23 protein-coding genes are annotated in these 25,083 nt (G+C 50.0%); 13 read left to right on the forward strand and 10 right to left on the reverse strand.

Annotated features, from left to right (window positions below; all coding sequences use genetic code 11):
- Positions 1-106 precede the first annotated feature (106 nt).
- Positions 107-724 carry a Crp/Fnr family transcriptional regulator gene (locus AAHB90_RS22265; protein ID WP_342087445.1) on the forward strand — a complete coding sequence of 206 codons (618 nt, stop codon included), beginning with the start codon at positions 107-109 and terminating at the stop codon, positions 722-724.
- 76 nt (positions 725-800) lie between these two features.
- The gene (locus tag AAHB90_RS22270; RefSeq protein WP_342087446.1) at positions 801-1,928 is read left to right on the forward strand and encodes an NADH:flavin oxidoreductase; all 1,128 of its coding nucleotides are present in this window, start codon (positions 801-803) and stop codon (positions 1,926-1,928) included.
- 14 nt (positions 1,929-1,942) lie between these two features.
- Here the strand turns inward: AAHB90_RS22270 and AAHB90_RS22275 are convergent, their stop codons facing one another.
- The 3 genes from AAHB90_RS22275 to AAHB90_RS22285 form a co-directional block, all read right to left on the reverse strand.
- Positions 1,943-3,886: a M56 family metallopeptidase gene (locus AAHB90_RS22275; protein WP_342087447.1), complete on the reverse strand. Its 1,944-nt coding sequence runs from the start codon at positions 3,884-3,886 to the stop codon at positions 1,943-1,945.
- A 21-nt stretch (positions 3,887-3,907) separates the two neighbouring features.
- Positions 3,908-4,267, reverse strand: coding sequence for a BlaI/MecI/CopY family transcriptional regulator (locus tag AAHB90_RS22280; protein ID WP_342087448.1), 360 nt, complete (start codon positions 4,265-4,267; stop codon positions 3,908-3,910).
- Between the two features lie 85 nt (positions 4,268-4,352).
- Positions 4,353-5,000 carry a response regulator transcription factor gene (locus AAHB90_RS22285; protein WP_342087449.1) on the reverse strand — a complete coding sequence of 216 codons (648 nt, stop codon included), beginning with the start codon at positions 4,998-5,000 and terminating at the stop codon, positions 4,353-4,355.
- A gap of 461 nt (positions 5,001-5,461) precedes the next feature.
- Between AAHB90_RS22285 and AAHB90_RS22290 the strand changes: the two genes are divergently transcribed.
- Both AAHB90_RS22290 and AAHB90_RS22295 read left to right on the forward strand, forming a co-directional pair.
- Positions 5,462-6,091 carry a response regulator transcription factor gene (locus tag AAHB90_RS22290; RefSeq protein WP_342087450.1) on the forward strand — a complete coding sequence of 210 codons (630 nt, stop codon included), beginning with the start codon at positions 5,462-5,464 and terminating at the stop codon, positions 6,089-6,091.
- Between the two features lie 124 nt (positions 6,092-6,215).
- Positions 6,216-6,848 (forward strand): response regulator transcription factor, encoded by a 633-nt coding sequence (locus AAHB90_RS22295; protein ID WP_342087451.1) that lies wholly within the window; start codon positions 6,216-6,218, stop codon positions 6,846-6,848.
- A gap of 47 nt (positions 6,849-6,895) precedes the next feature.
- Here the strand turns inward: AAHB90_RS22295 and AAHB90_RS22300 are convergent, their stop codons facing one another.
- Together AAHB90_RS22300 and AAHB90_RS22305 are read right to left on the reverse strand one after the other, a co-directional pair.
- Positions 6,896-7,585, reverse strand: coding sequence for an outer membrane lipoprotein-sorting protein (locus AAHB90_RS22300; protein WP_342087452.1), 690 nt, complete (start codon positions 7,583-7,585; stop codon positions 6,896-6,898).
- 112 nt (positions 7,586-7,697) lie between these two features.
- Positions 7,698-10,253, reverse strand: coding sequence for a TonB-dependent receptor domain-containing protein (locus AAHB90_RS22305; protein WP_342087453.1), 2,556 nt, complete (start codon positions 10,251-10,253; stop codon positions 7,698-7,700).
- A 250-nt stretch (positions 10,254-10,503) separates the two neighbouring features.
- Between AAHB90_RS22305 and AAHB90_RS22310 the strand changes: the two genes are divergently transcribed.
- The 4 genes from AAHB90_RS22310 to AAHB90_RS22325 all read left to right on the forward strand — a co-directional run bounded on the left by AAHB90_RS22310 (position 10,504) and on the right by AAHB90_RS22325 (position 16,082).
- Positions 10,504-13,509, forward strand: a complete 3,006-nt coding sequence (locus AAHB90_RS22310) for a sensor histidine kinase (protein WP_342087454.1) — start codon at positions 10,504-10,506, stop codon at positions 13,507-13,509.
- 38 nt (positions 13,510-13,547) lie between these two features.
- Positions 13,548-14,294, forward strand: a complete 747-nt coding sequence (locus tag AAHB90_RS22315; protein ID WP_342087455.1) for a LytR/AlgR family response regulator transcription factor — start codon at positions 13,548-13,550, stop codon at positions 14,292-14,294.
- Between the two features lie 256 nt (positions 14,295-14,550).
- A complete protein-coding gene (locus tag AAHB90_RS22320; protein ID WP_342087456.1) occupies positions 14,551-14,931 on the forward strand; it encodes a hypothetical protein in 381 nt (126 codons plus the stop codon).
- A gap of 260 nt (positions 14,932-15,191) precedes the next feature.
- A complete protein-coding gene (locus AAHB90_RS22325) occupies positions 15,192-16,082 on the forward strand; it encodes a sensor histidine kinase (RefSeq protein WP_342087457.1) in 891 nt (296 codons plus the stop codon).
- Here AAHB90_RS22325 and AAHB90_RS22330 read toward each other — a convergent pair.
- From AAHB90_RS22330 to AAHB90_RS22350, 5 genes are all read right to left on the reverse strand, one after another.
- A complete protein-coding gene (locus tag AAHB90_RS22330; protein WP_342087458.1) occupies positions 16,047-16,676 on the reverse strand; it encodes a response regulator transcription factor in 630 nt (209 codons plus the stop codon). The genes AAHB90_RS22325 and AAHB90_RS22330 overlap by 36 nt on opposite strands.
- 228 nt (positions 16,677-16,904) lie before the next feature.
- Positions 16,905-17,906 carry a bestrophin family protein gene (locus AAHB90_RS22335; protein ID WP_342087459.1) on the reverse strand — a complete coding sequence of 334 codons (1,002 nt, stop codon included), beginning with the start codon at positions 17,904-17,906 and terminating at the stop codon, positions 16,905-16,907.
- A 74-nt stretch (positions 17,907-17,980) separates the two neighbouring features.
- The gene (locus AAHB90_RS22340; RefSeq protein WP_342087460.1) at positions 17,981-18,418 is read right to left on the reverse strand and encodes an SRPBCC family protein; all 438 of its coding nucleotides are present in this window, start codon (positions 18,416-18,418) and stop codon (positions 17,981-17,983) included.
- Positions 18,419-18,456: 38 nt separating this feature from the next.
- Positions 18,457-18,852, reverse strand: coding sequence for a VOC family protein (locus AAHB90_RS22345; RefSeq protein WP_342087461.1), 396 nt, complete (start codon positions 18,850-18,852; stop codon positions 18,457-18,459).
- Positions 18,853-18,897: 45 nt separating this feature from the next.
- The gene (locus AAHB90_RS22350; protein WP_342087462.1) at positions 18,898-19,746 is read right to left on the reverse strand and encodes a TraB/GumN family protein; all 849 of its coding nucleotides are present in this window, start codon (positions 19,744-19,746) and stop codon (positions 18,898-18,900) included.
- Between the two features lie 69 nt (positions 19,747-19,815).
- Here AAHB90_RS22350 and AAHB90_RS22355 point away from each other — a divergent pair, with 69 nt between their 5' ends.
- The 5 genes from AAHB90_RS22355 to AAHB90_RS22375 all read left to right on the forward strand — a co-directional run bounded on the left by AAHB90_RS22355 (position 19,816) and on the right by AAHB90_RS22375 (position 25,079).
- Complete coding sequence (locus tag AAHB90_RS22355; RefSeq protein ID WP_342087463.1) at positions 19,816-20,304, forward strand: GtrA family protein; 489 nt, start codon at positions 19,816-19,818, stop codon at positions 20,302-20,304.
- Positions 20,305-20,517: 213 nt separating this feature from the next.
- Positions 20,518-21,576: a LacI family DNA-binding transcriptional regulator gene (locus AAHB90_RS22360; protein WP_342087464.1), complete on the forward strand. Its 1,059-nt coding sequence runs from the start codon at positions 20,518-20,520 to the stop codon at positions 21,574-21,576.
- A 102-nt stretch (positions 21,577-21,678) separates the two neighbouring features.
- Positions 21,679-22,911 carry an Nramp family divalent metal transporter gene (locus AAHB90_RS22365; protein ID WP_342087465.1) on the forward strand — a complete coding sequence of 411 codons (1,233 nt, stop codon included), beginning with the start codon at positions 21,679-21,681 and terminating at the stop codon, positions 22,909-22,911.
- A gap of 3 nt (positions 22,912-22,914) precedes the next feature.
- Positions 22,915-23,931: an NAD-dependent epimerase/dehydratase family protein gene (locus tag AAHB90_RS22370; protein WP_342087466.1), complete on the forward strand. Its 1,017-nt coding sequence runs from the start codon at positions 22,915-22,917 to the stop codon at positions 23,929-23,931.
- Between the two features lie 86 nt (positions 23,932-24,017).
- Positions 24,018-25,079 (forward strand): dihydrodipicolinate synthase family protein, encoded by a 1,062-nt coding sequence (locus AAHB90_RS22375; protein WP_342087467.1) that lies wholly within the window; start codon positions 24,018-24,020, stop codon positions 25,077-25,079.
- Positions 25,080-25,083 lie beyond the last annotated feature (4 nt).

The raw sequence follows: 25,083 nt of genomic DNA on the forward strand, positions 1-25,083 counted from the left end.
GCAGGTCGGGCCGCGGAGGTCGCGCCGCGGAGGTCGCGCCGTGTGGCGGTTGGATCGGACAGATTAGTTTTCAATATTTGCGACCAACACCAGGTCAGCAAACCCATTGGAAAAAGAACCCGCATTGCAAAGGATGATCGTCGACCATGTCCTGCGCCGCATTGAGCTCACGGCCGCCGAACAGTCCCATTTTGTTTCTCTTTTGAAAGTCCGCAGGCTGCTTCCCCGACAGTATCTCGTCCAGCAGGGGGATGTATGCCAGCATGAGAGTTATGTCTGCAAAGGTTTTCTCCGTTCATTTTATGTGGACGAGAAGGGGAACGACCATACCCTGCATTTCGCAATGGAAGACTGGTGGATCTCAGACTCCACCAGTTTTCATTTACAAGTTCCGGCCACCCGGAACATCGTGGCGCTTGAAGCATCTGTTTTATTACAAATAGAAAAGAGCGACCTCGAACAGCTCTATAAGGACATTCCCGCATTCGAACGCTTCTGGCGTATCCTTGAACAAAAAGGCGGCATTGCACAGGACCAGCGCATCCTGAACGCCATTTCAATGACCGGTGCCGAACGGTACGAAGCACTCATTGCCAAATATCCCACCCTCGAACAGCGCATGCCGCAGCGGCATATTGCGTCCTACCTGGGCATTACGCCCGTATTCCTGAGCCAGATCCGCAAACAGCTTTCCCGGCCGGACATTCCCGGCAGCATTAAATAAGTTTAAGCTGTTTTATTAAAATAGTTATACGCGCGCCTGCTGACTGTGCCGGTACTTTTGTAAGCAAAAACAAAGTATGGAAACGATCAGCAAGACAATATTCGACCCTACTAAAATACGGGGCAGAAAACTGGCAAACCGCCTCGTAGTGGCGCCCATGACGCGTGTGAGCGCAACGGCCGCGGGCGTGCCTACACAGGAGATGGCGGATTATTATGAAGCATTTGCGGCAGGTGGCTTTGGTATGATCATTACCGAAGGCACCTATACCGACGAACTGTCCAGCAAAGCCAATCATAACCAGCCGGGAATCACGAATATGGAACAAATGAGCGGCTGGAAGCACGTGGTTACGGCCGCTCACCGCCATCATGCGTTAATTATAAATCAGTTGATGCACGGCGGCGCATTGTCCGAAGTAAGTGAGGAAACAATTGGCCCGTCGGCTGTTCGGCCGGCTGGCTTGCGCTCGACAGATTTTTCGGTCCCGCCGAGCCCGTTTCCCACGCCCCGTGCGATGGATCCGGCAGATTTTGAGAACGTAAAAGCGGGCTATGTCAATGCGGCATTGCTGGCACACCAGGCGGGTTTCGATGGGGTAGAGCTACACGCGGCCAATGGCTACCTGTTCGATCAGTTCATCACGCCGCATACGAACCTGCGCACCGACAGATACGGTGGCAGTGAACGCAACCGGCTGCGGTTTTTGATGGAAGTCTACGAGGCGGTAAAAGTCGCCTTGCCCGACGATTTCATTGTTGGTATCCGGGTTTCGGAAAGCAAGGTCAACGACCTCGCATACCGCTGGCCGGGCGGTTCGGAAACGGCACGGCGGATTTTTGAGATACTTGCCGAAATCGATCCGGACTATGTGCATATCGCAGCGGAAGGCGGTCGCTGGGAACGCGAATGTCTTTATCCCGACGGGTTCTCTTCAAACAGCATTGCCAAAAGCATCCTCCGGTCGCCCGTGATCGCCAATGGCGGCATGCATGATGTGGCGTTGGCTGAAAAATTGCTGAACAACAACGCAGCCGACCTGGTATCGATCGGCCGCGCTGCCATCGCCTCTCCCAATTGGCCCCGATTAACGGCTGCCGGAGAGCCGGTGGTGCCTTTTTTCAAGGAGTTGATCAAACCCAGCCTGACGCTCGCACATGCGCGACGCGTGCGGGAGCAAAGCAATGAGTCGGCCTTGTGCTGATTAGGCCGCAAACATTATTTGGAAGCGAAAGCCGGCCGTTCGAACACCTCGTTGACGGGCCGGGTTTCGATCCACCAGATCTCGTCGAGCGCCGGATCGTAATATTTGGCGAGCCGGCCTTTGAGCAGCATTACCCTTTTAATGTCCTGTTTGGCAGGCATCAGGTTGCTGCTCGCCCCGTAGACCTGCCGGAAGCCGTCGAGTAAGTAAGGCTCGTTTTTCAACCTGTCCGGATCGAAAGATTGGGCATCCTTGACCTGTACATTACCTTTGACCAGCGCGGCTGGTGGGGCGTCGCGGTAGAGTGGGAAGGTGAGGTAAGTTATTTCCGTACAGATGTCAAACCCGCAGTTTCGCCTTTCCTGATCTCCGCTCAGCATGTAAGGATAGTTCTTAAATGCCTCATTGATTTCACGTGGACTCGCTTTTTTACCGTCCAGGAAAAGCTTCATCTTGCTTTCGTAGCCGACGAGCTGCTTTTTGCGGTCGAAATAACCTCCTTTGTATAGGGTGATCACATCTTTCGACCACCGGTGGGTTTTGATGTAGTCCACTCTCAAAGCCATTTCGTCTTTGTGAGGTTTTACATTTTCAAGAAGGTACGCTTTGAGTTCGTCCCGGGTGTGCTGAGGGTCATACCGGTCGTAGAATGGCTTGGAAGAAATTCCATATCTCTGAAATCTCAGGTCGGGCAGGCCAGGTTTATTCAAAAAGTGACAAGTGAATATTTCTCCGAACTCGAAGTCTCCATGATAGGTCTCCCCTCCGCTGAAAGCCGGCTGACCATTACCATATGAAACGTCGTAATCGTACTCGTGAATTACACCTTTTTCAGGCCTAACAGGTAATTCGGCGAAGTAAAAGCCGTCCTTATCCGTTTTTATTGTTGCAACGTATACTTTATCGTGCGTGATTTTTATCTGCATATTGGCGACAGGATTGCGCGTTTCTCCATCCAGGAGCAGACCCGACAAATGCAGCAGGTTTTTAGGTTTTCTTTTACTAACCTCCGCGCTACTTTTCCAGAAATTCCGCACCTTTTTCTTCCCGGGCACGTCCCAGCGGAATGCGGCCAGCGTAACGGCCAGCAGCGGCAGAATGAACAGGAAACACGCCAGCAATACCCGCGGGCTCGCATTTTTGTTCATCATCACGAACCTTTGTTTCAAAGAATGGTAGCCAAACTGGTTCACCAACGAGAACTCGGGACCGACGGCCGCTTTCAGGAGTAAGTATTGATAAGCTTTCGTATCGGGATGGTTTTCAAGCACTTTCTGGTCGGCAATGTATTCCAGGTTCTGGCGGATAGCGCTGCGGATCAGCCAGGCGAAAGGGTTGAACCAGTTGATAATGCACAGAATTTCCGACCAGATCACATCCAGGGAATGCCACTGCTGCACGTGGATGTATTCATGAAGGATCATGTCCTGCAACTCGTCCGGCTTGTGGAGGTGCGGATTGTAAAAAATGGCTTTTCCGAAGGAGAATGGGCTCATTTCCAGGTCGAAATGGAAGATCTTTACGCCGTCGTTTGAAATCAGTCGAGATTGTGACCTGATACGAAGATAGGAGCGGATCTGCGCGCCTAAGCGCAATGTCATGAATGCCACGCCGACAAGCCATATGTAAAAAATCCAATCGGAAGCTGTAAGAGCCGGTGGTTCGGCCGCCGCCGTTAGCTCGGCCGGAAAGCCCGGAGGAAAGGTCGCGGTTTCAGTTGCGGCTATGCGGCTAAAAGTAGGTACGCTTTGCACGAACATACGCGCGGGGGTAGGCCCTGGAGAAACAAAATGGTTGATATTAATAAGCGGGATTATGAAGCAAAGCGCAGAATAGAACCGCAAAAAATGCCGGTTGTTATCGTAAAATGTGAGCTTGCGCAATACCAGGTGGTAAAAAAGGGCGATCACAGCGAGGCTGACCGACAGTTTGAGCAGGTAATCCGGAAGTGCCGACATAGCAGAAAAAGTTTGGATGAATTACTTTTTTCCTTCGATCAGGCCTATGATCTCTCTCAGTTCGTCAGCCGAAATCTTGTTCTTTTGAGCGAAAAAACTCACGAGCTCTTTGTATGAATTCTCGAAATAGTCTTTCACAACATTCCCCATGAACTTTTGCTTATAGGATTCCTCGCTGATGGCCGGCGCATACAGATACGCATTGCCGATCATCCGACTCGTGAGGTACCCTTTCTTTTCAAGGTTTTTGATGGTCGAGGCGACCGTCGTATAGGGTGGGACGGGAGGCGTCATGGCCTCCATAAATAATTTAACATTTCCTTCGCCGGTTTTCCAGACGGCCAGCATGGCGTCCTGTTCCTGAATCGTCAATTTCTCCATAGCTACGATTTTTTCGTAAGTCTACGAATCTTTCGTAAGTATATCAAATATTCGAACCAAAAAATAAATGAGATTTTGTAACTATTTACAAGCCAGGATTTTGACTTTTATAGAACTGGACTTTTTTGAACATTTCGATGAGTGTCGAAACTTTCAGCTTTTCGAAAATGCGGGCTTTATAAGTGCTTACGGAGCTCTCGGTAAGATTCAGTTTTATCGCGATTTCTTTGGTCCAGTAGCCTTCGATGAGCATATCCATCACTTCCAGCTCCCGTTGTGACAGGTTTTCCAGCGGGTTCTCGCCGTTAGGTTTGTTTTCGAGAGTGTTCCGAAGCAGCTGCTGCTGAACGGCCATACTAATGTAGTTGCCGACGTCGAGCATGGACAATATCGCTTTTTTTATCTCTTCCTGCGAAGCATTTTTAGACAGAAAACCGTTGGCGCCGGCTTTGATATAATGCAGCGCGTAAATTTCTTCTTCAAGGCTTGAAAAGATCATGATCAGAACTCTGGGCTGTATTTCCCGGATCCTCGGGATCATGTTGAAGCCCTCGCCATCGGGGATATTGATGTCGAGCATCACCAGGTCAATCTGGTTGCCGGCGAGTTGCGCCAGTGTCTCACTGAAAGAGCCAGCTTCGTGAACGACCACCGGGTTCAGTAAATCAAGAATCAAGAACCGGGTAGCGAGCCTGACGATCGCATGGTCTTCAACCAGTAAGATTTTTTTCATTTTGTTTAGGAGGACTTGAATTCAGTTTTGGACCGTCTATGACTTTTTGTGACTCAGTGGTTATCAAATAAATACAGTAAATATTGAGTAAAACTCCTATTATTTAATGTAAAACTTATTCAACGGTCTGTACAAGTTTACAGTTAATTACGCGGTTCGGCAAAAAAACTTTTTTGTATTGGTATAAAAATTCTTACCTCATAAGCGTCGTAGCAGGCATTTTTGAAGACTATTTTAGGTTTGGCTGTTTGTGCTGAGTTTGCAGGCCGGAAGATTTGACCGGGGGATATTTGAGTTATGTTCGAGAAATTTCTACATTTACATGTAGGTGTAAATATGTAATATTTATTCTTAAATTTACTTCCAATAAATACGAATTACTTCCGTACTTAGCACAAGCAGAATTATGACAGTCGCAACAGGGTGAAATGCCCGGGTTCTGTCTGCCAATCAGCCATTTTATGAATATACTCATTATCGAGGACGAACCGCTAACAGTACTGGGATTAAAACAAAAGATTCGTGAGATCAATCCTGTAACAGTGGTAGATGCTGCTTCGTCCGTCGACACGGCTTACGATCTTGCGGGTCGCAACATTTATGAGTTGATCATCCTCGACGTCGATATCAAAGGAAAGGCTGGCGCGGGGGTCGTGGAGCGCATGAAGACGTTGTACCCGGGCACGGCGATCCTGGTGATAACGGATCTCGAAGAAAGTACTTATGGTTTGCCGTACATGAAAGCAGGTGCCGACGGTTTTCTGTCCAAACTTGCATCTTCCTCCCAGTTCGACGAGGCGATCAGGGCCATGATGGTGATGGGAAAGTACGCCAGCACCGCCTTGCAGCAACAGATCATCCAGGAAAGCCAGATTAGCCGCTCACTGCGTTACGTGAACCCGCTGATGAGCATTTCGGATAGGGAACGACAGGTGATGAACCATCTCATCGCCGGCAAATCGACTGGCGAGATCGCGTCCATCCTCAATATCAACAAAACGACCGTCGGAACGCATAAAATGCGGATACTTAAAAAGATGCAGGTCAACAGCCTCATCAAGCTGATCGAGAAAGTGACCATGCTGAGCTGAGTCAGGTAGGCGATGTTGGTTGCTATGTGTAGATATATTTCTATATTAGCAAGAAACTCTTTCCTGTTAATATCTTTAATATTGTACGTAACACCAAACCCCGTCTATATCGGTCAGCACTTCTATGAAATTTTTATGTATTGAGGATCACCCGCTTATACTGCTGGGGCTAAGATTGGTATTTGCGGAATTTTACCCAACCGCCAGCATTAGTCACACCGAAACCTTTCAGGGCGCATTGTCGATACTGGAAGAGGAACGTTTCGATCTGGCAGTGCTGGATATCGACATTCCGGGGGGAGAAAACGTCAGAATGATCAAGCTCATGCGTGAAAAGCGCCCTGGTATCCCTATTCTGATCCATTCTGCGTTTGACGAAAAGGTTTATGCACTGCCATACATGCAAGCCGGAGCGGATGGCTTTATTTCCAAACAGGCGCCGCAGGAAGAATTCCTCACCGCCGTCCAGGCAATTCTCGACCACGGCCGTTACGTTAGCTATGATGTCCAGCAGATCTTCCTGTCCAGCTTTACGGATATAAGCGGCCGCACCACCGGCGGTAATCCGATTGTCACCCTCTCGCCCCGCGAAAGGCGCGTGATGCAGCTGATGACAGAAGGTAAATGGACAAAAGAGATCGCCGCTATCATGAACCTCAAGGAGAACACGATCAGCACCTACAAACGGCGCATTTATGACAAAATGGAAGTGAAAGACCCGATCGAATTGTCAAAAAAAATAGCGTTGTTCAGATGACAACGCTATTCTATATGGTACCGATTTGAAATTGGTGTGAGCCGTCGCTATTTCGTAGGCTTCTTGAATATCGCCGGATCGACAGGGGTATTCACAGTGATTTTATTCGTAATGAACGACATCGTGCCCATTTGCGGGTTGCTGATTTCCATCGTATTCGCAAACTTCACACCGTCCACTTCTTTGTAATCCGACAAGTCGATTTCACCCTCATTGCCGTTCATCGAAACTTTCACCTTGTTTACCAGATAGGTATTTGCGTCGACAAACTCATCGATAACCTGGCCGTCGCTCGTAGTGAGTTTCAGGTGGAAAACATCCTTTTTATCGATCGTCTCTTTGCCTACCAATTCGACTTTATTGCCTTTCTCCTTATAGTTTACAAGGCCGCCGAAAGGGTCGAGCGAACTCAGTTGCTGTTTCAACTGGTCGGCAGGCATGTCTTCCGGTTCGCCGGTACCGCCCATCATCGTCGGCCGGATCATCCAGCCCTGGCCGTTGTCCACCACCTGCACCATGGTATTGCCCATCACCGTCGATTCGTTGCGGACCGATTTGCCGACTACCAGTGTCGTTTTGTTTGGTATTTCCATACCTTGTACGGCAAGCGAACGGTCGGTGACCACGGTGTTTACTCCCTTGATTTTGTCGAGCCCACCCAGGGCGGCGACGTGTTTATCTACGATTTCATCCACTGTCTGCGCATAAGAAGCCGCGGAGACAAGTGCCACTGCCATTGTCCAAATTAGTTTGTTTGTGTTCATACCGAAGTTGTATTTGAGTTAAACAGGCTTGTGTAAGTTCATAATTTCTCGTTGTGCCTGGCCGGCCGCACCTAGCCGGCCGCGCCTAGCGGGGCGTGTTTCCGCCGCCGCCTTGTCCGCCGCCACCTTGCTGCTGTCCGCCTTCGCTCTTCACATCGTCATTATTGACCGATTTGGCCTTCCTCTTTGGCGCGTCCATGGTCATTTTGCCAATCTTGTAGGTAAATGTAAGGCGGAACCCGCGGTTGTAAAGATATACATCATTTACCTGGTTGAACTGCAAGGAAGTCAATTCGGTGTGCATTTTGAATCTTTTGCTCATAAAGTTCTCAGCCGCCAGACCCAGGCTGGCCTTTTTGTTGGCGAATTCCTTCTTCACACCGATCGTATAAAATCCGAAGCCGCCCTGCTTGCCCTGCAACTGGATCTGCTGCCCCTGCATAAACCCGAAAGCCTGCGCGCCCCAGCCGTTTCCGAAGGTAGCCTGCGAGAAAATACCGCCGCTTACGTTCACACCATCGTTGTAGATCTCCTGTGAAAGCCCGTTTTGTCCCAGTGTCTGTCCGGTCAGTTTGGTGTAAAATACGTTTGCAAAAACACCGAAATTGATCTTGGACGTTGCTGCGATATTGGCGAAAATGTTGGCGCCATAGGCATGCTGTTTACCGATGTTCTCATAGGTGGTCACGATCGCGCCCGGGAGGGTATCCGAAGGCTGGCGTACCTGCGAGATAGCATTGTTGGTAAAACGCCCGAAGAATGTTGCATTCACGTATGTTTTCTTGATATTCTTGCTCAGACCCAGTTCGTAGTTGTTGGTCAGCTCGGGGCGGAGTTCGGGGTTACCGATTGTGATATTCTGTGGGTTGGCCGAGTTAAAGTTCGGGTTCAGCTGTTGCAGTCCAGGACGCTGAATGCGGCGGTTGTAGCCCAGTTTTATGGTCGTTCCCTTGAATGTCTTCGAAGCATTGACGCTCGGTACCAGCACGCCGTAGTTGCCCACACCCACCATGCCTTCGTTGGTGCTCGCGTCTATGAACGTATGTTCGTACCGCAAACCTCCTTTTAATGTATAGCGCTTCTTGGTAGTATACGTGTAGGAAGAGTAGGCTGCCGCAATATTCTGATGGTAAGTCAGATCACCCGCAGGCTGGTCCGTTTCGGGACGGAAATCACCGGTTGGTTCGGCGATCAGGAAGCTGTATTTGCTTTTTACTTCGCGGAAAATGCCTTTTCCACCAAATTCGAGCATCTGGTTTTTCTTGATAGGTGTCTGGTAATCTGATTGAAACGTAAATTCCTGGTTGATACTCTTGTTCAGGTTGCGCTGGCGGGAGGTCAGTTCTTTTTCCCTGAAAATGTCGGCGTCGAAGTCGTTGGTAAGATCATTACGGCTGTACAGCGTCGATACGCTCCATTCCTGCTGCGGTTTGAAGGTATGCAGGTAGTCGACATTCACGTCCACCGTTCCCGATAGGTTGTCGGCTGCAACGTTACGGGCCGACAGGGCGTCAGTTGAGCCGGTCTTCATCAGGCGGGTTACAAGGTCCTGCTGATTGGAGAAGTTCCGTACACCATACTTTACACCGGCAGTAAGACTTTGGTTTTTAGCAATATCATAGTCGAAGCCCAGGTTATAGTTTCCGAAGAGCCCGTGACTCGACCCGTCGCCTGTCTGGCGTGTGGTGGTGGTTACGTTTTCCACTGTGCTGGTTTGTTCGAGCGAAGTTTTGGTAATCGTATTGTACATACCCCGTCCGAAACCGCCGATCGTGAAACCGGCCTTGCCTTTACGGTAGCCGCCATTCAATGCAAGCATCGAACCGCGGTTTCCTACACCTGCGTCGATATTCAGGTTAAGGCCTTGCAGCGAGTTCTTTTTAGTAATAATGTTGATGATCCCGCCTGAGCCTTCGGCATCATACTTTGCAGATGGACTGGTGATTACCTCCACCGATTTAATCTGATCGGCCGGGATTTGCTTCAAGGCGTCGGCTACGCTGTTGGCGATGATAGTACTGGGCTTATTGTTGATCAAAACGCGAATGTTCTGGCTGCCGCGAAGCGATACATTTCCGTCGAGGTCCACGGTAAGCAGGGGAACTTTCCGTAAAATATCGGTTGCGTCGCCGCCTTTGGCTGTAATGTCTTTTTCGGCATTGTAAACCAGCCTGTCCACCTTTTCCTCGATCAACGCAGCCTGGCCGGTAACGGTCACTTCGTTGAGGGTTTTGGTATTGGAACCAAGGGTGATCGTACCGAGGTCTACTTCCTGTCCTTTGGAGAGCTTGATGTTATCGATCGTTTTGTTGGTATAACCAATGAAGGAGATGAGCACTTTGTAGTCGCCAGCGGCGAGCTTGTTGAGTGTGAACTTTCCCTTTTCATCGGCTACCGTTCCGTCTATCGCCTTGTTGGCTTTATCGTACAATGCAATGCTGACAAATTCAATCGCTTTCGAGGAAGCTGAATCCACAATGGAGCCTGTAATCTTGGCTGAACCTTTGGGGCTTTGGTCGCCGGCTGTTCCCGGCAGGGCTTTGGGCTGGCTGCTTCCTGTGGCGGGGAATTGTGCGAATGCCGGTGACAGGAGTGAGCTGGCTAGGATGGAAAAAACGAGGAGAATTCTTAGCATTTTCATGGTTTTGGTAATTGACCCAACAAAAATGGGGGCATGCACGCACGCCTGAAAGGAAAATATGACAAATGCGGGATTATAGGGGATGGATGAATGGATAGGCGCGATGGGCGAAAATGTAACGGCTGCCCGAATCTTTCCTTTGACTAAGAAAACCGGCAACTTACTGAACGGTTTGATCATTGCTGTTTTAAATTGTAAAACTTGCGTCCTATCGAATTAACTTCTGTCCCGTTCGAATCAGGTGGATTTTGTGAAACGTCTCTGTGTAGTTCTCCTCATGCTGCTGTCGGTACAGTCCGGGTGCCGTGCGCAGCTGCCGGATTTCAATGTCCAGCTGCTCGACGATAAGAATGGCATCCAGACGGCCAATGCATCCAGGATCATGCGAGATCGTTATGGTTTCCTGTGGATTCTTTCGCCAAGGCATATCCAGCGTTTCGACGGCCAGGATGTGCGAAGGATCGAAACGGAAGGAGAGAACCTGCTCGATTTCGTTTCCGACAGCTCCGGCACGATCTGGATTACATGCGACAGCGGTATCCGCAGATATCGTATCGGCTATCGTGCACTTAGAAAGGTTCCGTTGGCAGGCCTTGAAACAGCGCCCCTCAACAAGCTGAACAAATTACAGGTTACCCCCGATAACCGGATATGGGCCAATGCAGGCCGTGGACTGTACCGCTACGACCCCCGCACCGATTCTTTTCGTTTCCAGGACCTGCCGGGTTTGCCCAACCATTACTACTACCGGCGCATTTTCAGTCGCAGGGGTTATCAATTGTATCTGGCAGATATCAGGACTGTGTTTTGTTTCGATACCCGGAGCAACCGTGTGCGCCAGGTCCCATTCGGTGACGTGCGCTCGATAGTGCCCGTAAGCGAGGACGTTGTATGGGCCAGCAACAATCTTTTCCAGACGTTCGAAATCAATTTTGCAACCGGCTCGGTCACACGCATTGCGCCCGCCGGTCCCGAGAACCGCAGGGGTATGCCGCTTGCCGAGCCTATCAGTATTACACCGCTCGGCGCCGGCAGGAAGCTGGTGAACACGACCAAAGGCTGCTATATTTATGACAATAGCAGGCGCACGTTTACCCGCGCAATCCTCTTCGATTCGGGTAAAGCGCTGCCCAATGATGAAAACTATGCCGATTTTCACGACCACGACGGCACGCAGTGGATACTCAGCCAGGAGGGCATCCTGTTTTTCAGGCCGCTGGCACATACGATCGGCTGGCTTAACGGCTTTCCGGGCGCCGATCCCAACCTTAGCAATAATGTCAAGGCTATCGCAGAGGACGGTCAGGGCAACATCTGGCTGGGCACGGCCCGGGGCGTTGCAGTACTCGATATTCAAAGCGGGAAGGTGATGCCTGTCCGGATCATGGGCGCAGAAATGGCGCATTTGGGAGACGTGAGGGCGCTGGTGTTCGACGGGAAAAACCTGCTCGTCGCCCCGAGTGGAGCCCTGCCTAAAAAACTGGATCCGGTGAGAAGGACATTTGCTGACCTGCGATACCCGGCGGGTAGAGCCGGTGAGGTCCTGCGGACGAAATTGATGAACGACGCGATCGCAATGCTGGTGCCGCTGCCGGGAGGTAATTTCCTGATCGTTGGAGAGCTAGGATGCTATCAGGTGGAGGCCCGTTCATACCGAATGACCGAAATGCCCGTCGAAGGGTTTGAGAAACTAATCCAGACCGTTGCGCCCGACACGCGGGGTAACTACTGGATGGGTACTTACCGGGGATTGCTGGTTGCCGATTCAGCCTTTCGCAGTATTGCTTCCGAAAGCGATTTTGCACCTGGCAAGCTCGTAGGTGCCGTTTTGATGCGGAATGATTCGACGGCCTGGTGCGGATCGGTAGGTCTTTACGAAGTGGTGAGAAGAGGTAATGTGCTGCAAAAGCGGAAAATTTTCCCGGAATTGGCCAACCAACGCATCTCAATGCTCCATCGCGACAAGGCCGGCCGAATCTGGATGGGTGGCGACGACGGCCTTTACCTTCTCAACCGCAATTCCAGTAAGCTCCAATGGTTCGATTTTAGGGATAATATCCAGAATAAACCCTTAAATATCAATGGGGTACTCGAAGCATCCGATGGCCGTATGTACATAGGCGGGCTGAATGGACTGAACTATTTTGACCCGGGGCTACTCAAATACCGCGAAGAAAAGTTGAACGTGATCATTGCGGCCGTGCGGGTAAACCAGGACGATTCGCTGCTTACGGAAAATCCCGGGACAATCACGCTGGACTGGACACAAAATTCCGTAGAAATCCAATACCTGACGCCCTATTTTCGTAACCCAGCCAAGCTCATGTACCGCTACCGGCTCACGGGGCTGGACGATAACTGGGTCGATAATGCACACAACAGTCGGGTGAGATTTTCTTCGCTTTCGCCGGGGCAATACACTTTTTCGGTGGCAGCAAGCCTGGATGGCCTGGCATGGTCGGAAACGGCGACCCCATTGACTTTCGTGATTTTAGAGCCCTGGTGGCGTGCCTGGTGGTTTGTTGGGGCCATTCTTTCATGCCTTATAGCGCTCGCTTATTGGCTTTTCCGGCGTCGTATCAAGGTTATCAGACGACAAACCGCATTGCGCGAGCACATGGCCGAGCTCGAAATGCGGGCGTTACGGGCGCAGATGAACCCGCATTTTATTTTCAACTGCCTCAACTCGATCAACCGGTACATTGTCAAAAGCGATAATGCAACCGCTTCCCTTTACCTGACCCGCTTCGCCAAACTGATCCGCCTGATACTCGATAATTCAAACAGCAAGAAGGTGCTGCTGTCGAACGAACTGGAAGCATTGAAACTGTACATCGAAATGGAGCGGATCCGCTTTGACAACAAATTCGACTACCGCATTATCGTCGACGAAGGGGTTCATACCGATTCGATCGGCGTCCCGTCCCTGATCATCCAGCCTTATGTTGAGAATGCGATCTGGCATGGTTTGCTGCACAAGGAAGGCAATGGCAGTCTTTGGATTAAAATCAGGATGCTGGACGAGAATACGCTGGAATGCGTGATAGAAGACAACGGGGTAGGCCGTGAAAAAGCCGCGGAATTCAGGAGCAAATCGACTACCGGTAAGAAATCGCTGGGCATGAAGCTTACCGAAGACAGGATCGCAGTGCTGAACCAATATGCACAAACCAATGCAAGCGTCGAGGTCGTAGATCTGGATGACGGTAACCGGGTAGCAACCGGAACCAGGGTGGTGGTCATCATTCCGGTGTGAAGATGTTAAATGAATGAAAATCTGACAAAGCAAGAGATATGGTCAAATGTGTTATCATCGACGACGAGAATAACTGTCTTGAAATGCTGGAATGGCTGCTGAAAACTTATGCGCCGTCGGTATTTGTTGCCGCTATGTGCAGCTCGGCCGAAAAGGGGATCGAGGCTATCCGCGAGCATCGGCCGGAACTGGTTTTCCTGGATATCGAAATGCCCCGGATGAACGGTTTCGATATGCTCGAAAAGTTCGACCGGTTGTATTTCGACGTTGTTTTCACGACGGCTTATGACCAGTTTGCGATCAAGGCGTTCAAATACAGTGCGCTGAACTATCTGTTAAAGCCGATCGATCCGGACGATTTGATAGAAACGGTCCGGCGGATCGATGAAAAACGCAACACGCCGTCCCGCGAGCAGATTGACCTGCTTTTTCAGAGTATGCGGCAGGTAAAGAACACGCCGCAGCGAATTGCCCTCACGACCGGCGATGGGATGATTTTTGTGCCGACCCAGGACATCCTGTACTGCGAAGCCGAGAGCAATTACACGAGCGTCATGCTCGCCAATGGCAAAAAAGTGGTGGTGTCCAAGGTATTAAAGGATATCGATGAGGCGCTGAGCGGTCCGGACTTTTACCGCGTCCACAATTCGTATCTCATCAATCTGAACCGAATTAAGAAATTTGTACGGGGCGAAGGTGGCTATATCGTGATGGACAACGATGTAGCGATCAGTATTTCCCGTTCGAGGAGGCAGGAGTTCATGGAAATGTTCGCCCGCTTTTGACCGGATACTCAGACGAATATTAGTTAACGGTTTTGATTATTCAATTAATAATCAATGAGTTGTGATTTTAATTTTGCTTGAAATGCCTTGCATTGTGCAGGGCATTTTTGGTTTCTGTCGATCTGCTCAATATAAACGCAGACTACTCAACGTCACGATGAAGCGGCGGCGGCCAAATATAATTTTGTCGTGCCAGTTCGGAAAAGGCAACTGGCAAACAAGCCAAATCAATAACAATTATTTATCATTATTAGCCATGAAAAATCACTTTAACAACACCCGTTTAGGCAGTTATGTTTTTGCAATGCTTTTGCTTCTTGTTTTCTCCTGTAAAGACGATAAGGAGCCGGTTCCGCAGGGAAATCTGATCTTCTACACCAACTACACACCGGAGAAATACGACCGGATCGATGTCATCATCGATGGTAAGGTAATGGGCTCTATCTCCGAAACGGCCGCACTACGGCCCGAATGCAATGCACCAGGAACGGCATCGGTGGTAAGCCTGATGTTGCCGGTCGGAACGTACGCCGTGTCGGGCAAACGCTACAAGGGGGGTGAGCAGGTAGGCAACTGGAAAGCCAGTTCCGCGACTGTTACCGTAGAGGAATGTAAACGCATCCGATTTGTAGAATAGATTAGTGCAAAGGGCAGGCGTAAGCCTTGTAGATAGTGTAAAACAGTTCCATAGCGCTGCTGCGGAACTGTTTTTTTTGCGTATTCCCTGCGTTTTGCCTGCCTTTATTTTTGTTTTAAGTGTTTTTGTAGAAATTATAGTAAATATTTTGAGTGTTTGTACCAATATTTACTACAAAAACGATTTCTTTGTATAACAATCAAGCACCCCTGCACACGATACGATCTCTTTGAACACCCGAAACTAATCCGGTAGTGGTTATGATCTTGCAATGGATCTGTTTCATGATTTTGGCCGCGGCATTGCTGCTGGCGGTTTTGGTATGGGTGCGAAACACCTGTTTCCGGCTTTACGTTGCCAAAACGGCACTCGAGAGGCAGGTCGATGACCTTTCACGGAGGCTCGAATACAGCAACGGCCTCAAACATAAGATAACGATGATGATCGCCCACGATCTGCAATCGCCTTTGCATTTCCTGAATGTCCTTTCCGATCACGTGTCGCGCTTTGCGGCCAATAATCAGCTTCTGGAAGTAAGGGCGGGTACGGAGGAGATTAAAAAGGCGACGGGCAATATTCACGCATTTGTAAAGGAGGTTAACCTGTGGGCACGCTCGCAGCACGAAAATTTCCAGCCTGCCCAGCACTCGTTTCCATTCAGCGAGCTGGCCGGAGAGTTGCGGCAATTTTTTGAAGATATGATACTGCTCAATCGCAACACACTGGTGATTGAGTGTAAGGAAGACATTTTCGTTTATACCAATCGTGACATTCTGAAGGCGATCCTGCGGAACCTGATCGATAATGCGAACAAGCACACGCGGGGCGGCGAGGTGAAAGTTATTTTTACGGACGATGAAAACGGTCCTTTGCTGACGGTCTCCGATAACGGCAGCGGGATGCAGCCCGGTGAGTTGCAGAAAATTCGGTGGCGGCTGTCAGACCCGGTCGCGAATGCGCCCGTTGAGCCCAACAGCCGGCTGGGTTACCAGCTTATCGCCGATTTCGCACATACGCTCGGGTATACGATGTCCCTCACAAGCACCCTGGGCGCGGGCACGTCCGTGAGCATAAGAGGTTTGGTGTGCCATAGCCCGTTCGTGGCTACGCTGCAGTCAACCGAGATTATAAGCATCTGCCAGCCTGACTAAGGCACCTTTGTTCTCAATATTGAGCTTCTTGAAAATCCTGCGCTTGAAGGTATTGACCGACGTGTATTGCACCTGCAGTATTTCGCTGATCTGCGTCACAGAATAGTCTTTGGCGAGGTAAATAGCCACCTGAAACTCCCTGGCTGTGAGCTGGTCGAACGGATTACCCGATTTGCCTGCCAGCGTATCGTTGATCAGGATAGTGGCCAGCCTGGGGCTCGCATATCGCTTGCCGTTCATGAGTGTCGTGACCGCTTTCGCCAGCTCTTCCGGAGGTGAATCCTTTTCAAGGTAGCCGTGCGCACCCTGTTGCAGCGACCGTTTCCCGAAAATACTCTCATCATTCATCGACACCACGAGGATTTTGGTTTCCGCATGAAATTCCCGGATCCATTGCAGAAGGATCGTTGAATCCGTTTCCGGCATATTGAGGTCTAGTAACAGCAGGTCGTAACGATGCAAAGCGAATTGCGCCTTCACCGACTCTCCATCCCAGGCTTCATTGATCTGGCTGTCCTTGAAGTAGTTGTGAAGTGCTAATTTAAGCCCGTACCGCACCAGCGAATGGTCGTCGGCTATCAAGATTTTCATCATTTTTGAACGTCGAGTGTCAAATCAAGAGCAATATCGCAACATTTCTGGCGGTTCTGCAAATAAACCTCAGCGCGAAAAAGGCGATTCCGCCCGCGCAGAGCTGTTTTCTGGCTATTCCTGCATTCGTGGCAGCTACTGTCATTGTCCGGGCGATCTCTCCGGAATGTCCGCAAATGAATAGACGGCCCTGATAAATCCGGTAAAAAGCCTTCGTACCGATTGATTTCCCTAAAATAAAGTCCCTGAGTAACTTGAAAGCTTTTCGGGCAAATCGGTATCGCCGAGCATTTCTTTAAGGTCTATTTCGATATTACGGATAATGGTACTGATCGGCGTGTCGTTTAGCAGCCCCTCGAACGGGTTTTCGCTGATATCGCCTACATACTCCATAAACATGAAAACCCATGAGACGATCACGTTGAAGGGAATCAGCAAAAACATATATTTCTCACCAAGATCGACAAACTGGGGCAGCAGGCCGAACGGTAGCAAAGTCATGAAAATGAATATAAAAAGCGTCGAAGTAGTGGCATACTGGCGTGGGAAAGGGGTGTTTTTGATCCTCTCGCTCTTGCCCTGCTCGTCGTAGAGTTTTGAAATGAGATCCTGCAAGGCTACGTGCTGGTAGGCATCGAGGGAGCCGGTGCGGCGCAGGTCGCGGATGTGCTGGGATTGCAGGTCGAGGATCTGCGTCGCCTGGTTCTTTTTGTCCTTGATCAAAGCCAGTTCCGCCTCCGGCAGATGCTTAGCAATTTCGACGTCACACGGTACCTGCGACCGCCTGAATGCCTTGCGCTGGCGTTCGCTCGCGCGGTCCTTATGCTCCCAGTTGGTGCGCTGAATCATTGTATTTTTCAACGCGTACAACCAGGCGATGTGCCTGTACACGATGATATGGTTCTCTTTGGCGGCGTAAATCTTGTCCGAATCGGGAGAGCAGGTAATAAAAGAGCGCACCGCGGCGCTGAACGAGCGGCTATGGTTCGTAATGGCGCCCCAGACCTTGCGCGCCTCCCAGCTCCGGTCGTACGACTGGTTGTTTTTAAAACCCACAAAAAATGCGGTAGCCGTACCGACGAGCGACACCGGAAGCCAGGGAATCGCCACCCATTTCCAGTCGAGATACTCGTAGACAAAAATGGCAATAGAACCTGTCGCGATTGAAAACAGGACCATCCGCCAGGAATAGTAGTAAACGATAATCGGGGAAAGGTAGCGGTTAATGTACATAAGGAGCTATTGAGTGATGGGAGTGAGTAGTTTTCGGCTCCTAAAATGCAAACAAATCGCTTCTGAGGCAATCCTTATCGCGATTCAGCTACATCTTTAAGCATATGCAGCGCTGTTTTCCAGTAAAATTCCATATGTTTAAAGATCTCGAATGTCGGAAGGTTTCCGGTTGAAATTGTCAAAAGCGTTTGACTGTCAGTTTCTTGCAGGTCGAAACGAACGGTTGAATAGTTCTTCTGAACATCGGGAATGATAGAAAGCGTGCTCCAATGCGTGTATTCCAAAGCTTTCGGCGGATCGAACCGTATTATTTTTCCCCTGTTTTCAAATGCTAACCCATGCAAATCGCCCCTTTCCAGCCGATAACCGCCCTCGCGCCATTCGGTCAGGATCTCAACGGGCGTATCGAGCATCCATTTTGCGATCAGTTCGGGTTGAGTAAGCGACGCCCAGATCTTTGTAGCGGGAGCATTGATCATGATTTTCAGTCGGAATGATTTGTTTTCGTGCATACTATAATTCAGAAGGATAATTAGAGGAATTACATCAGTCAGGGGTGACCGAAATATAAAATGTAACCATCTGAATCCTCAATTTCAAAACCGCGCAACCCGTCATCATTGTTGCCCAGCGGGGAAAAGAATGCAACATTCCGCGACGCAAACTCGGCCGCAAGCGCATCGGGATCAGGCACGTGCAGGTACGCGTCCCAGCGCGCAATACCTTGTTTAATGTCCCGGGTGTAATTAGGTACTGGCTCGACGCCTATGTCTTTCATCATGATCATTGCCCCGCCGCGTTCGACAATCCCGAAGAAAATATCGTCCTCGCTTGGGCCCTGGAAAGTAATTTCGAATCCGAGATAGTCGCGGTAGAATGCCAATGCAGCCGGTACATTTCTCACGATAAAGAACGGTGCAATGCAGGTAATTGCAGGTTTGTTCATGCCATTTGCGAGGATGATTGAATTAATTTTGATTATAAATAATTGCTACAATGGAATGGGTTTTAAGGTGAATCCCTGCTGTTTCAGCAATTGAATCAGGCCGGTTTCATATTGCAGATGCCCAAGTCCAACGGAGATGAAACAACTTCCGTCCCGTACTTTATTCTCAATTTTGGGAAGCCAGTGCGCATTTCGTTCCACGGTCCCGTGCGCGATATTTTCAGCAGGCTGTTCATTTAATTTCAGCGGGTTCCTCAATGTTTTTGAATAAGAAATCAAATCAAAAGCAAGCTCCGAATTGACGTTTTTTAGCGAGGTATTTTTGTTTACCAGGTAAACGAGGAATTTTGCCAGGCGTTGATAACCTAATGAATCAATCACATTTTTTATATCCTCCGGGGCATCTAAATGAAAAGTGGGTTTTTTAAGATCGCGCATTCTGGCAAAAAGAAGATCGTCGAATCGATCGTACTGTTCCTTGTTTTCGATCATTGTCAGTGCAACCTGGACCATCGTCAGAATGTCCGCGTCGTTGTTGTGCGGGCGCATGCTGCCGTGCGGCGATGCGGTGAAAAAGCTATCTACTTTCAGATATTCCGCTGGTGTAAATAGCGAATCCAGCGGCGGTTGACGTAACTCTATTTGTTCGGGGATATGGCCGATCGGAGATCCGCCGCTTTCAAAAACCGCAAAATCAGTGCTTTCCGAGATTCGTTTTAATAGCGGGAAGCTATCGAGCAGAGCAATGGGGGCAATATGCACGGTTCCAAACAGATATGAAGGTTTTTGAATGCCATTGCCACTGATTTCCCACAATACCGACTGGTTTTCCTGCCCAAATAGCGTAGCCCCGTTTACAAGCATGAGCGCGATGAAAAATAATGCTTTTTTCATACGATTGTTGGCTTTTTAGTTCAATTGACGTTTGTTTAACCACTATATTGGGATTCGGAAACCTTTATCATGCCCGACCAACTCTTCAACCGCCGTGATCTGATCGCCTATTTTGTCGTGGCCGCGACCGGCGCGCTCTCCAATTTGCTGGTCGCCACAATTTTACAGGAATGGTTTCCTATTTCCTATAAGTCGGCATTATTTGCGGGTTACTGGTTTTCATTTGTCGTCGGGTATTTTCTGACCAGGCTTTTTGCATTCAATGCGAAAAACACGACGCAGACCAGACGGCAGATTGTCAAGTTTACATTGGTTTCGATCTGGTCTTGCCTGATCACCGTTTATGGCTCCGCAATTCTGTATGACATTTCCGTTCAGTGGTTCAGGACATTTACTTTCCTGATACCATTTTCTGTGAAGGAAGTTAATTTGAATAAGTTGTTTTCACAAGTCGCCGCAATGGGCGCCAGTTTTTTGAGTAACTATATTTTGCACAAACAATTCACCTTCCGGGATACTGGGTTTTACGGCCGGTTGAAGCAATTGCTCGGTATTTGAACCCGGTACTGACGAGCTATCTTTTGGGCTATGGCTTTTGCTGGTAAGAACCCAAATTGTCACCTTCCGCCGTGTTTGCCTTCTTGGCATTCGGGCAGGTAAAAAACCGGCTATTGCTCCTTACTATGTTCGAAGGTTAGAGCCACGCCGGGTAATTCTCTTGCACGAGTGGCCGGGCAACGCTTATATTTATCCCTTCGAATAAACCTTTGAATGGAAAAAGAGAACGAATTGTTCGGCGTGAAGGAAATCGCCAGGCGTGCCAATGTCTCCACGGCTACGGTCGATCGCGTGCTGCATAACCGGACCGGCGTTTCGGAGAAAACCAAGGCGAAGATCAACGCGATCATCAAGGAAATGGACTACCAGCCCAATATCCTTGCGAGTCGGCTGGCCTCGAAAAAGATCATCAGTCTCGCGGCGCTGATTCCCGACGTGTCCGAAGAAACGGATTTCTGGTCGGCGCCATTGAACGGGATACGTCGTGCGGAAAGCGAATTGAAGCAATACGGCGTGCAGGTGCAGGTCTTTCTCTTTGATCTGAATGATAAAGATTCCTTCGCCGCACAGATCCGACACGTTTTCGAAGGTGGCTTTCACGGCATTCTCATCTCACCTTCCTTCATCGAGGAGACCAGGATGTTTGCAGCGGAATGTGTCCGCCGAAAAACCCCTTTCCTTTTTATCGATTCCGACATTCCCGGTCTGCACAGCCTCTCGTACATAGGCCCGCACCTGCGAAAGAGCGGGTATGTGGGGGCGAAACTGCTCACTTACCGTCTCGAACCGGAGAAAAAAGTACTGATCATCAACATTTCAAAAGAGATCGATAACTTCAATTACCTGGAAATAGAAGACGGTTTTAGGGCCTATTTCAATGACAATAATCAGCCGAACGAAATTGTGCGGATCGACATCCGGGAAACCGATTACCAGTCGGTTGCGCGGCATCTCACTTATGTGTTCCATTTAAATAAGGACATCGGCGCGGCATTCGTCACGAACTCGCGCGTGCACACGGTTGCTTCTTTCCTGAAAAACAGCCACCGTACCCATGTTTCGCTCATCGGCTACGATTTCGTGAAGGAGAATGTGAATTACCTCGAAGACAACGTCATCGATTTCCTGATCTGCCATCGTCCCGACGACCAAGGTTACCGCGGCATGATGGCGCTTTACCAGACGCTCGTGATGAATGCGCCTGTCGCGAGGCAGAACTATATGCCTATCGACATTGTGACGAAGGAGAACTACGAGTTTTACCAGAATTAATTTTCTTGAAAATGGAATATTCAAATTCTTTTCTACCTTTACGGGCACGTGCCCGTAGTCCATCAATCATTCATATATCACTCAAAGCCAAACCCTTTTACCTTGGAAAACTTGAAAGAGAATTTTCTTAAATGGCTCAGGTCGCTGGGGCCCGGTATGATTACCGCCGCGCTCGTGTTCGGACCGAGTAAAATGACCATTACCTCCAAAATGGGGGCCAATTACGGCTACTCGTTGCTTTGGCTGGTGGCGGTTGCGATTTTCTTTATGGCTATTTTTACGGGCATGGCCACCCGCATTGGCCTCGCCACCGAGCAATCGCTGCTGGCAACCGTGCGGCAGAAATGGGGGAAAACGGCTGCCGTGGCCATGGGTATCGGGGTGTTTCTGGTGGCATCATCGTTTCAGGCGGGAAACTCGGTTGGGGTAGGTATCGCCGCCGGCGAGTTGTTCCACACGTCGCCGGTGCCCTGGATACTGTTTTTCAATGTATTTGCGATTTGTCTGCTGTTTTTTCGAAGCTTTTACTCGGTGCTTGAAAAAACGATGATCTTTCTGATCGTCCTGATGCTACTATCATTTATTACCACACTGTTTTGGGCTAAACCCGACAGTCTCGAAATGGCCAGAGGGCTGGTAACGCCGCAAGTGCCGGAAGGTTCGCTGGGACTCATCATCGCATTCACGGCCTCGTGCTTTTCCATTGTCGGTGCATTATACCAGTCGTACCTGATCCAGGAGCGGATCCGGACCAACCCGGCAGCGCGGCACGGCCGGAATGACAGTAATACGGGCATTATCCTGCTGGGCGTGATGTGCCTGATCGTGATCGTCTGCGCCGCCGCGATACTGAAACCCAAAGGGATAGCCGTCAACTCCGCATCCGACATGGCGCGGGCGCTCGAACCGCTTTTCGGAAGCAATGCATCGGCATTCTTCCTGATCGGACTTTTTGGAGCGGCATTTTCGTCCGTGATTGGCAATGCATCAGTTGGCGGTACGCTACTGGGCGACGCGCTCGGGTTAGGGAGTAATTTCTCTTCTAAACAGGTGCGTTATCTTGTCGCGCTGGTGATGGTGATCGGAGCATTTGTGGCGATCCGCTTTGGTAAACTGCCGCTCGAACTCATCGTTTTTGCGCAGAGCGTAACCATTTTCGTGGTACCCTTTATCGGCACAGTGATGTACCTGGTGGCCAACGACGCGAGTATCATGGGAGATAAGGTCAATAAACCCTTCGTCAGGATTTTCGCGGGCCTCGGCCTGCTTATCATATTTGCCCTTGCGCTGATTAATGTGAAAGAATTATTTTTTAACAATCCGCTATTCAAATAAAAAATGAACGGAATCGAATCTTTTGAGGAACAATGGCTTAGTCCTTCCGAAGCGCTGATTGAAGATATGAAGCGTATCGATGGCGATATTATGATCCTGGGCGCGGGAGGGAAAATCGGCCCGAGTATTGCCAGGCTCACCATGCAGGCCATCGAAAGGGCCGGGCTCGACAAACGGGTGATTGCCGTATCACGTTTCAGCGAAGAAGGGCTGGTGGATCAGCTGAATGCCGAAGGTATCGAAACAATTGTTGCCAATATTCTGGACGACACACAGTTACAGGATCTTCCGGAAGTTGAAAACGTGCTATACCTGGCAGGGCAGAAGTTCGGGACTTCGAGCAACGAGCCTTATACCTGGGCGATGAACACCTACCTGCCAGGTCGGGTAGCGGAGAAATTCCGTAAATCGAGGATCGTCGTATATTCTACGGGTAATGTGTACCCGTTCACCCCCGTGGGCTCTGGCGGGGCTGCCGAGGAAACACGCACCGATCCGGTAGGGGAATACGGGCAATCCTGTCTCGGCCGCGAACGGATGTTCCAATACTTTTCGTCGGTTTACGGCACGCCGATATTGCTTTACCGGCTGAATTATGCCATTGATTTTAAATATGGCGTGCTACTCGAAGTGGCGAAATCAGTACTGAACGGCAAGCCGCTGGACATTACAATGGGCCATGTGAACGTGATATGGCAGGGCGATGCCAACGAAATGGCGATCCGCTCGCTACTGCATTGCGACTCGCCTTCCAAAATACTGAACATCACGGGTCCCGAGACGGTCTCCCTGCGCTGGCTGGCCAAGGAGTTTGGACGTATATTCCATATCGAACCACAGTTTACAGGAGAAGAACAGGCGACGGCCCTGCTGAGCAATGCCGCGGAATCCTTCCGATTGTTTGGTTATCCGAGAACAACTTTGAAGCAAATGATCGGTATAACAGCCCAATGGCTGCTGGAAGGTGGTAAAACGATTAACAAGCCCACGCATTTTCAGGAGCGGAAGGGGCAGTTTTAAAAGAGGAGGAAAGGGAGGAAAGGGAGGAGGGAGAGAGGTTCGGTTGTTTATTTTTTAATGATCTGATTTTCAAGTGATTATTTGGTATGTTGAAAGAGAATATAAAAAAGCTGCTGTTTGATGGGACGGTGATTCCGGCACATCCGCTGGCGCTGACGGGCGACTTGCAGCTCGACGAACGGAGGCAGCGCGGGCTGACGCGCTATTATATGGCCAGCAGGGCCGGTGGAGTGGCGGTTGGAGTGCATACAACGCAGTTCGAAATCCGTGACCCGGGGGTTGATCTATTTGAAAAGGTACTCGCCATTGCGGCTGATGAAATCGATCGCGCCGCATTGCAGCGGCCATTCATCAAAGTTGCCGGCATCTGCGGATTGACGGAGCAGGCAATTGCAGAAGCGCAAATCGCCGTGAAATATGGCTACGACCTTGGATTGGTCAGTATGGCGGCATTTAAGACACAACCCGAATCCGAGATCATTGAACATGTGAGGAAGGTGGCGGAAGTCATTCCCGTATTTGGGTTCTACTTGCAGGCCGCCATTGGCGGAAGGGTTTACAGCTATGATTTCTGGCAGCAATTCGCAGAAATTCCCAATGTATATGCGATTAAAGTGGCAGCATTCAACCGTTACCAGACATTGAACGTCGTGCGGGCCGTGGCATACTCGGGCCGACGGGACGAGATTGCGCTTTACACCGGAAACGACGACAATATTGTGGCCGATCTGCTGACGCCTTACCGCTTCGAAATCGACGGGAAAATGATTGAGAAGCGCTTTGTAGGCGGTTTGTTAGGGCATTGGGCGGTTTGGACAGAAAAAGCTGTCGAGCTGCTCGTAGCCGTGAAGCACACGGTGGCAACTGGCTATGCCGATGCGGCGTCCATGCTCGCCACAAACATCGCTGTGACCGATATGAATGCTGCCATTTTTGATCCGGCCCATGCATTCCACGGCTGCATTACCGGTGTGCACGAGGTACTCCGCCGCCAAGGCCTGTTGGAGGGTATCTGGACGCTGAACCCGAAAGAAACGCTTTCGCCCGGCCAGTCCGAGGAAATCACGCGCGTGATCCGCGCATACCCGAATCTGGTGGATGACGCATTCGTGGCACGTTTTCTGGAAAATGAAATGCATGTGACGTGAAAAT

This window comes from Dyadobacter sp. OTU695 (assembly GCF_038440355.1).
GTDB lineage: Bacteria > Bacteroidota > Bacteroidia > Cytophagales > Spirosomataceae > Dyadobacter.

Bases quoted from the DNA above. Each gene is read 5' to 3' on its own strand.
- AAHB90_RS22335 (WP_342087459.1), bottom strand. From the start codon at position 17,906: ATGTACATTAACCGCTACCTTTCCCCGATTATCGTTTACTACTATTCC.
- AAHB90_RS22305 (WP_342087453.1), bottom strand. From the start codon at position 10,253: ATGAAAATGCTAAGAATTCTCCTCGTTTTTTCCATCCTAGCCAGCTCA.
- AAHB90_RS22355 (WP_342087463.1), top strand. From the start codon at position 19,816: ATGCCCGACCAACTCTTCAACCGCCGTGATCTGATCGCCTATTTTGTC.
- AAHB90_RS22295 (WP_342087451.1), top strand. From the start codon at position 6,216: ATGAAATTTTTATGTATTGAGGATCACCCGCTTATACTGCTGGGGCTA.
- AAHB90_RS22300 (WP_342087452.1), bottom strand. From the start codon at position 7,585: ATGGCAGTGGCACTTGTCTCCGCGGCTTCTTATGCGCAGACAGTGGAT.
- AAHB90_RS22290 (WP_342087450.1), top strand. From the start codon at position 5,462: ATGAATATACTCATTATCGAGGACGAACCGCTAACAGTACTGGGATTA.
- AAHB90_RS22360 (WP_342087464.1), top strand. From the start codon at position 20,518: ATGGAAAAAGAGAACGAATTGTTCGGCGTGAAGGAAATCGCCAGGCGT.
- AAHB90_RS22285 (WP_342087449.1), bottom strand. From the start codon at position 5,000: ATGAAAAAAATCTTACTGGTTGAAGACCATGCGATCGTCAGGCTCGCT.
- AAHB90_RS22275 (WP_342087447.1), bottom strand. From the start codon at position 3,886: ATGTCGGCACTTCCGGATTACCTGCTCAAACTGTCGGTCAGCCTCGCT.
- AAHB90_RS22325 (WP_342087457.1), top strand. From the start codon at position 15,192: ATGATCTTGCAATGGATCTGTTTCATGATTTTGGCCGCGGCATTGCTG.
- AAHB90_RS22280 (WP_342087448.1), bottom strand. From the start codon at position 4,267: ATGGAGAAATTGACGATTCAGGAACAGGACGCCATGCTGGCCGTCTGG.
- AAHB90_RS22340 (WP_342087460.1), bottom strand. From the start codon at position 18,418: ATGCACGAAAACAAATCATTCCGACTGAAAATCATGATCAATGCTCCC.
- AAHB90_RS22315 (WP_342087455.1), top strand. From the start codon at position 13,548: ATGGTCAAATGTGTTATCATCGACGACGAGAATAACTGTCTTGAAATG.
- AAHB90_RS22320 (WP_342087456.1), top strand. From the start codon at position 14,551: ATGAAAAATCACTTTAACAACACCCGTTTAGGCAGTTATGTTTTTGCA.
- AAHB90_RS22270 (WP_342087446.1), top strand. From the start codon at position 801: ATGGAAACGATCAGCAAGACAATATTCGACCCTACTAAAATACGGGGC.
- AAHB90_RS22350 (WP_342087462.1), bottom strand. From the start codon at position 19,746: ATGAAAAAAGCATTATTTTTCATCGCGCTCATGCTTGTAAACGGGGCT.
- AAHB90_RS22330 (WP_342087458.1), bottom strand. From the start codon at position 16,676: ATGATGAAAATCTTGATAGCCGACGACCATTCGCTGGTGCGGTACGGG.
- AAHB90_RS22375 (WP_342087467.1), top strand. From the start codon at position 24,018: ATGTTGAAAGAGAATATAAAAAAGCTGCTGTTTGATGGGACGGTGATT.
- AAHB90_RS22370 (WP_342087466.1), top strand. From the start codon at position 22,915: ATGAACGGAATCGAATCTTTTGAGGAACAATGGCTTAGTCCTTCCGAA.
- AAHB90_RS22345 (WP_342087461.1), bottom strand. From the start codon at position 18,852: ATGAACAAACCTGCAATTACCTGCATTGCACCGTTCTTTATCGTGAGA.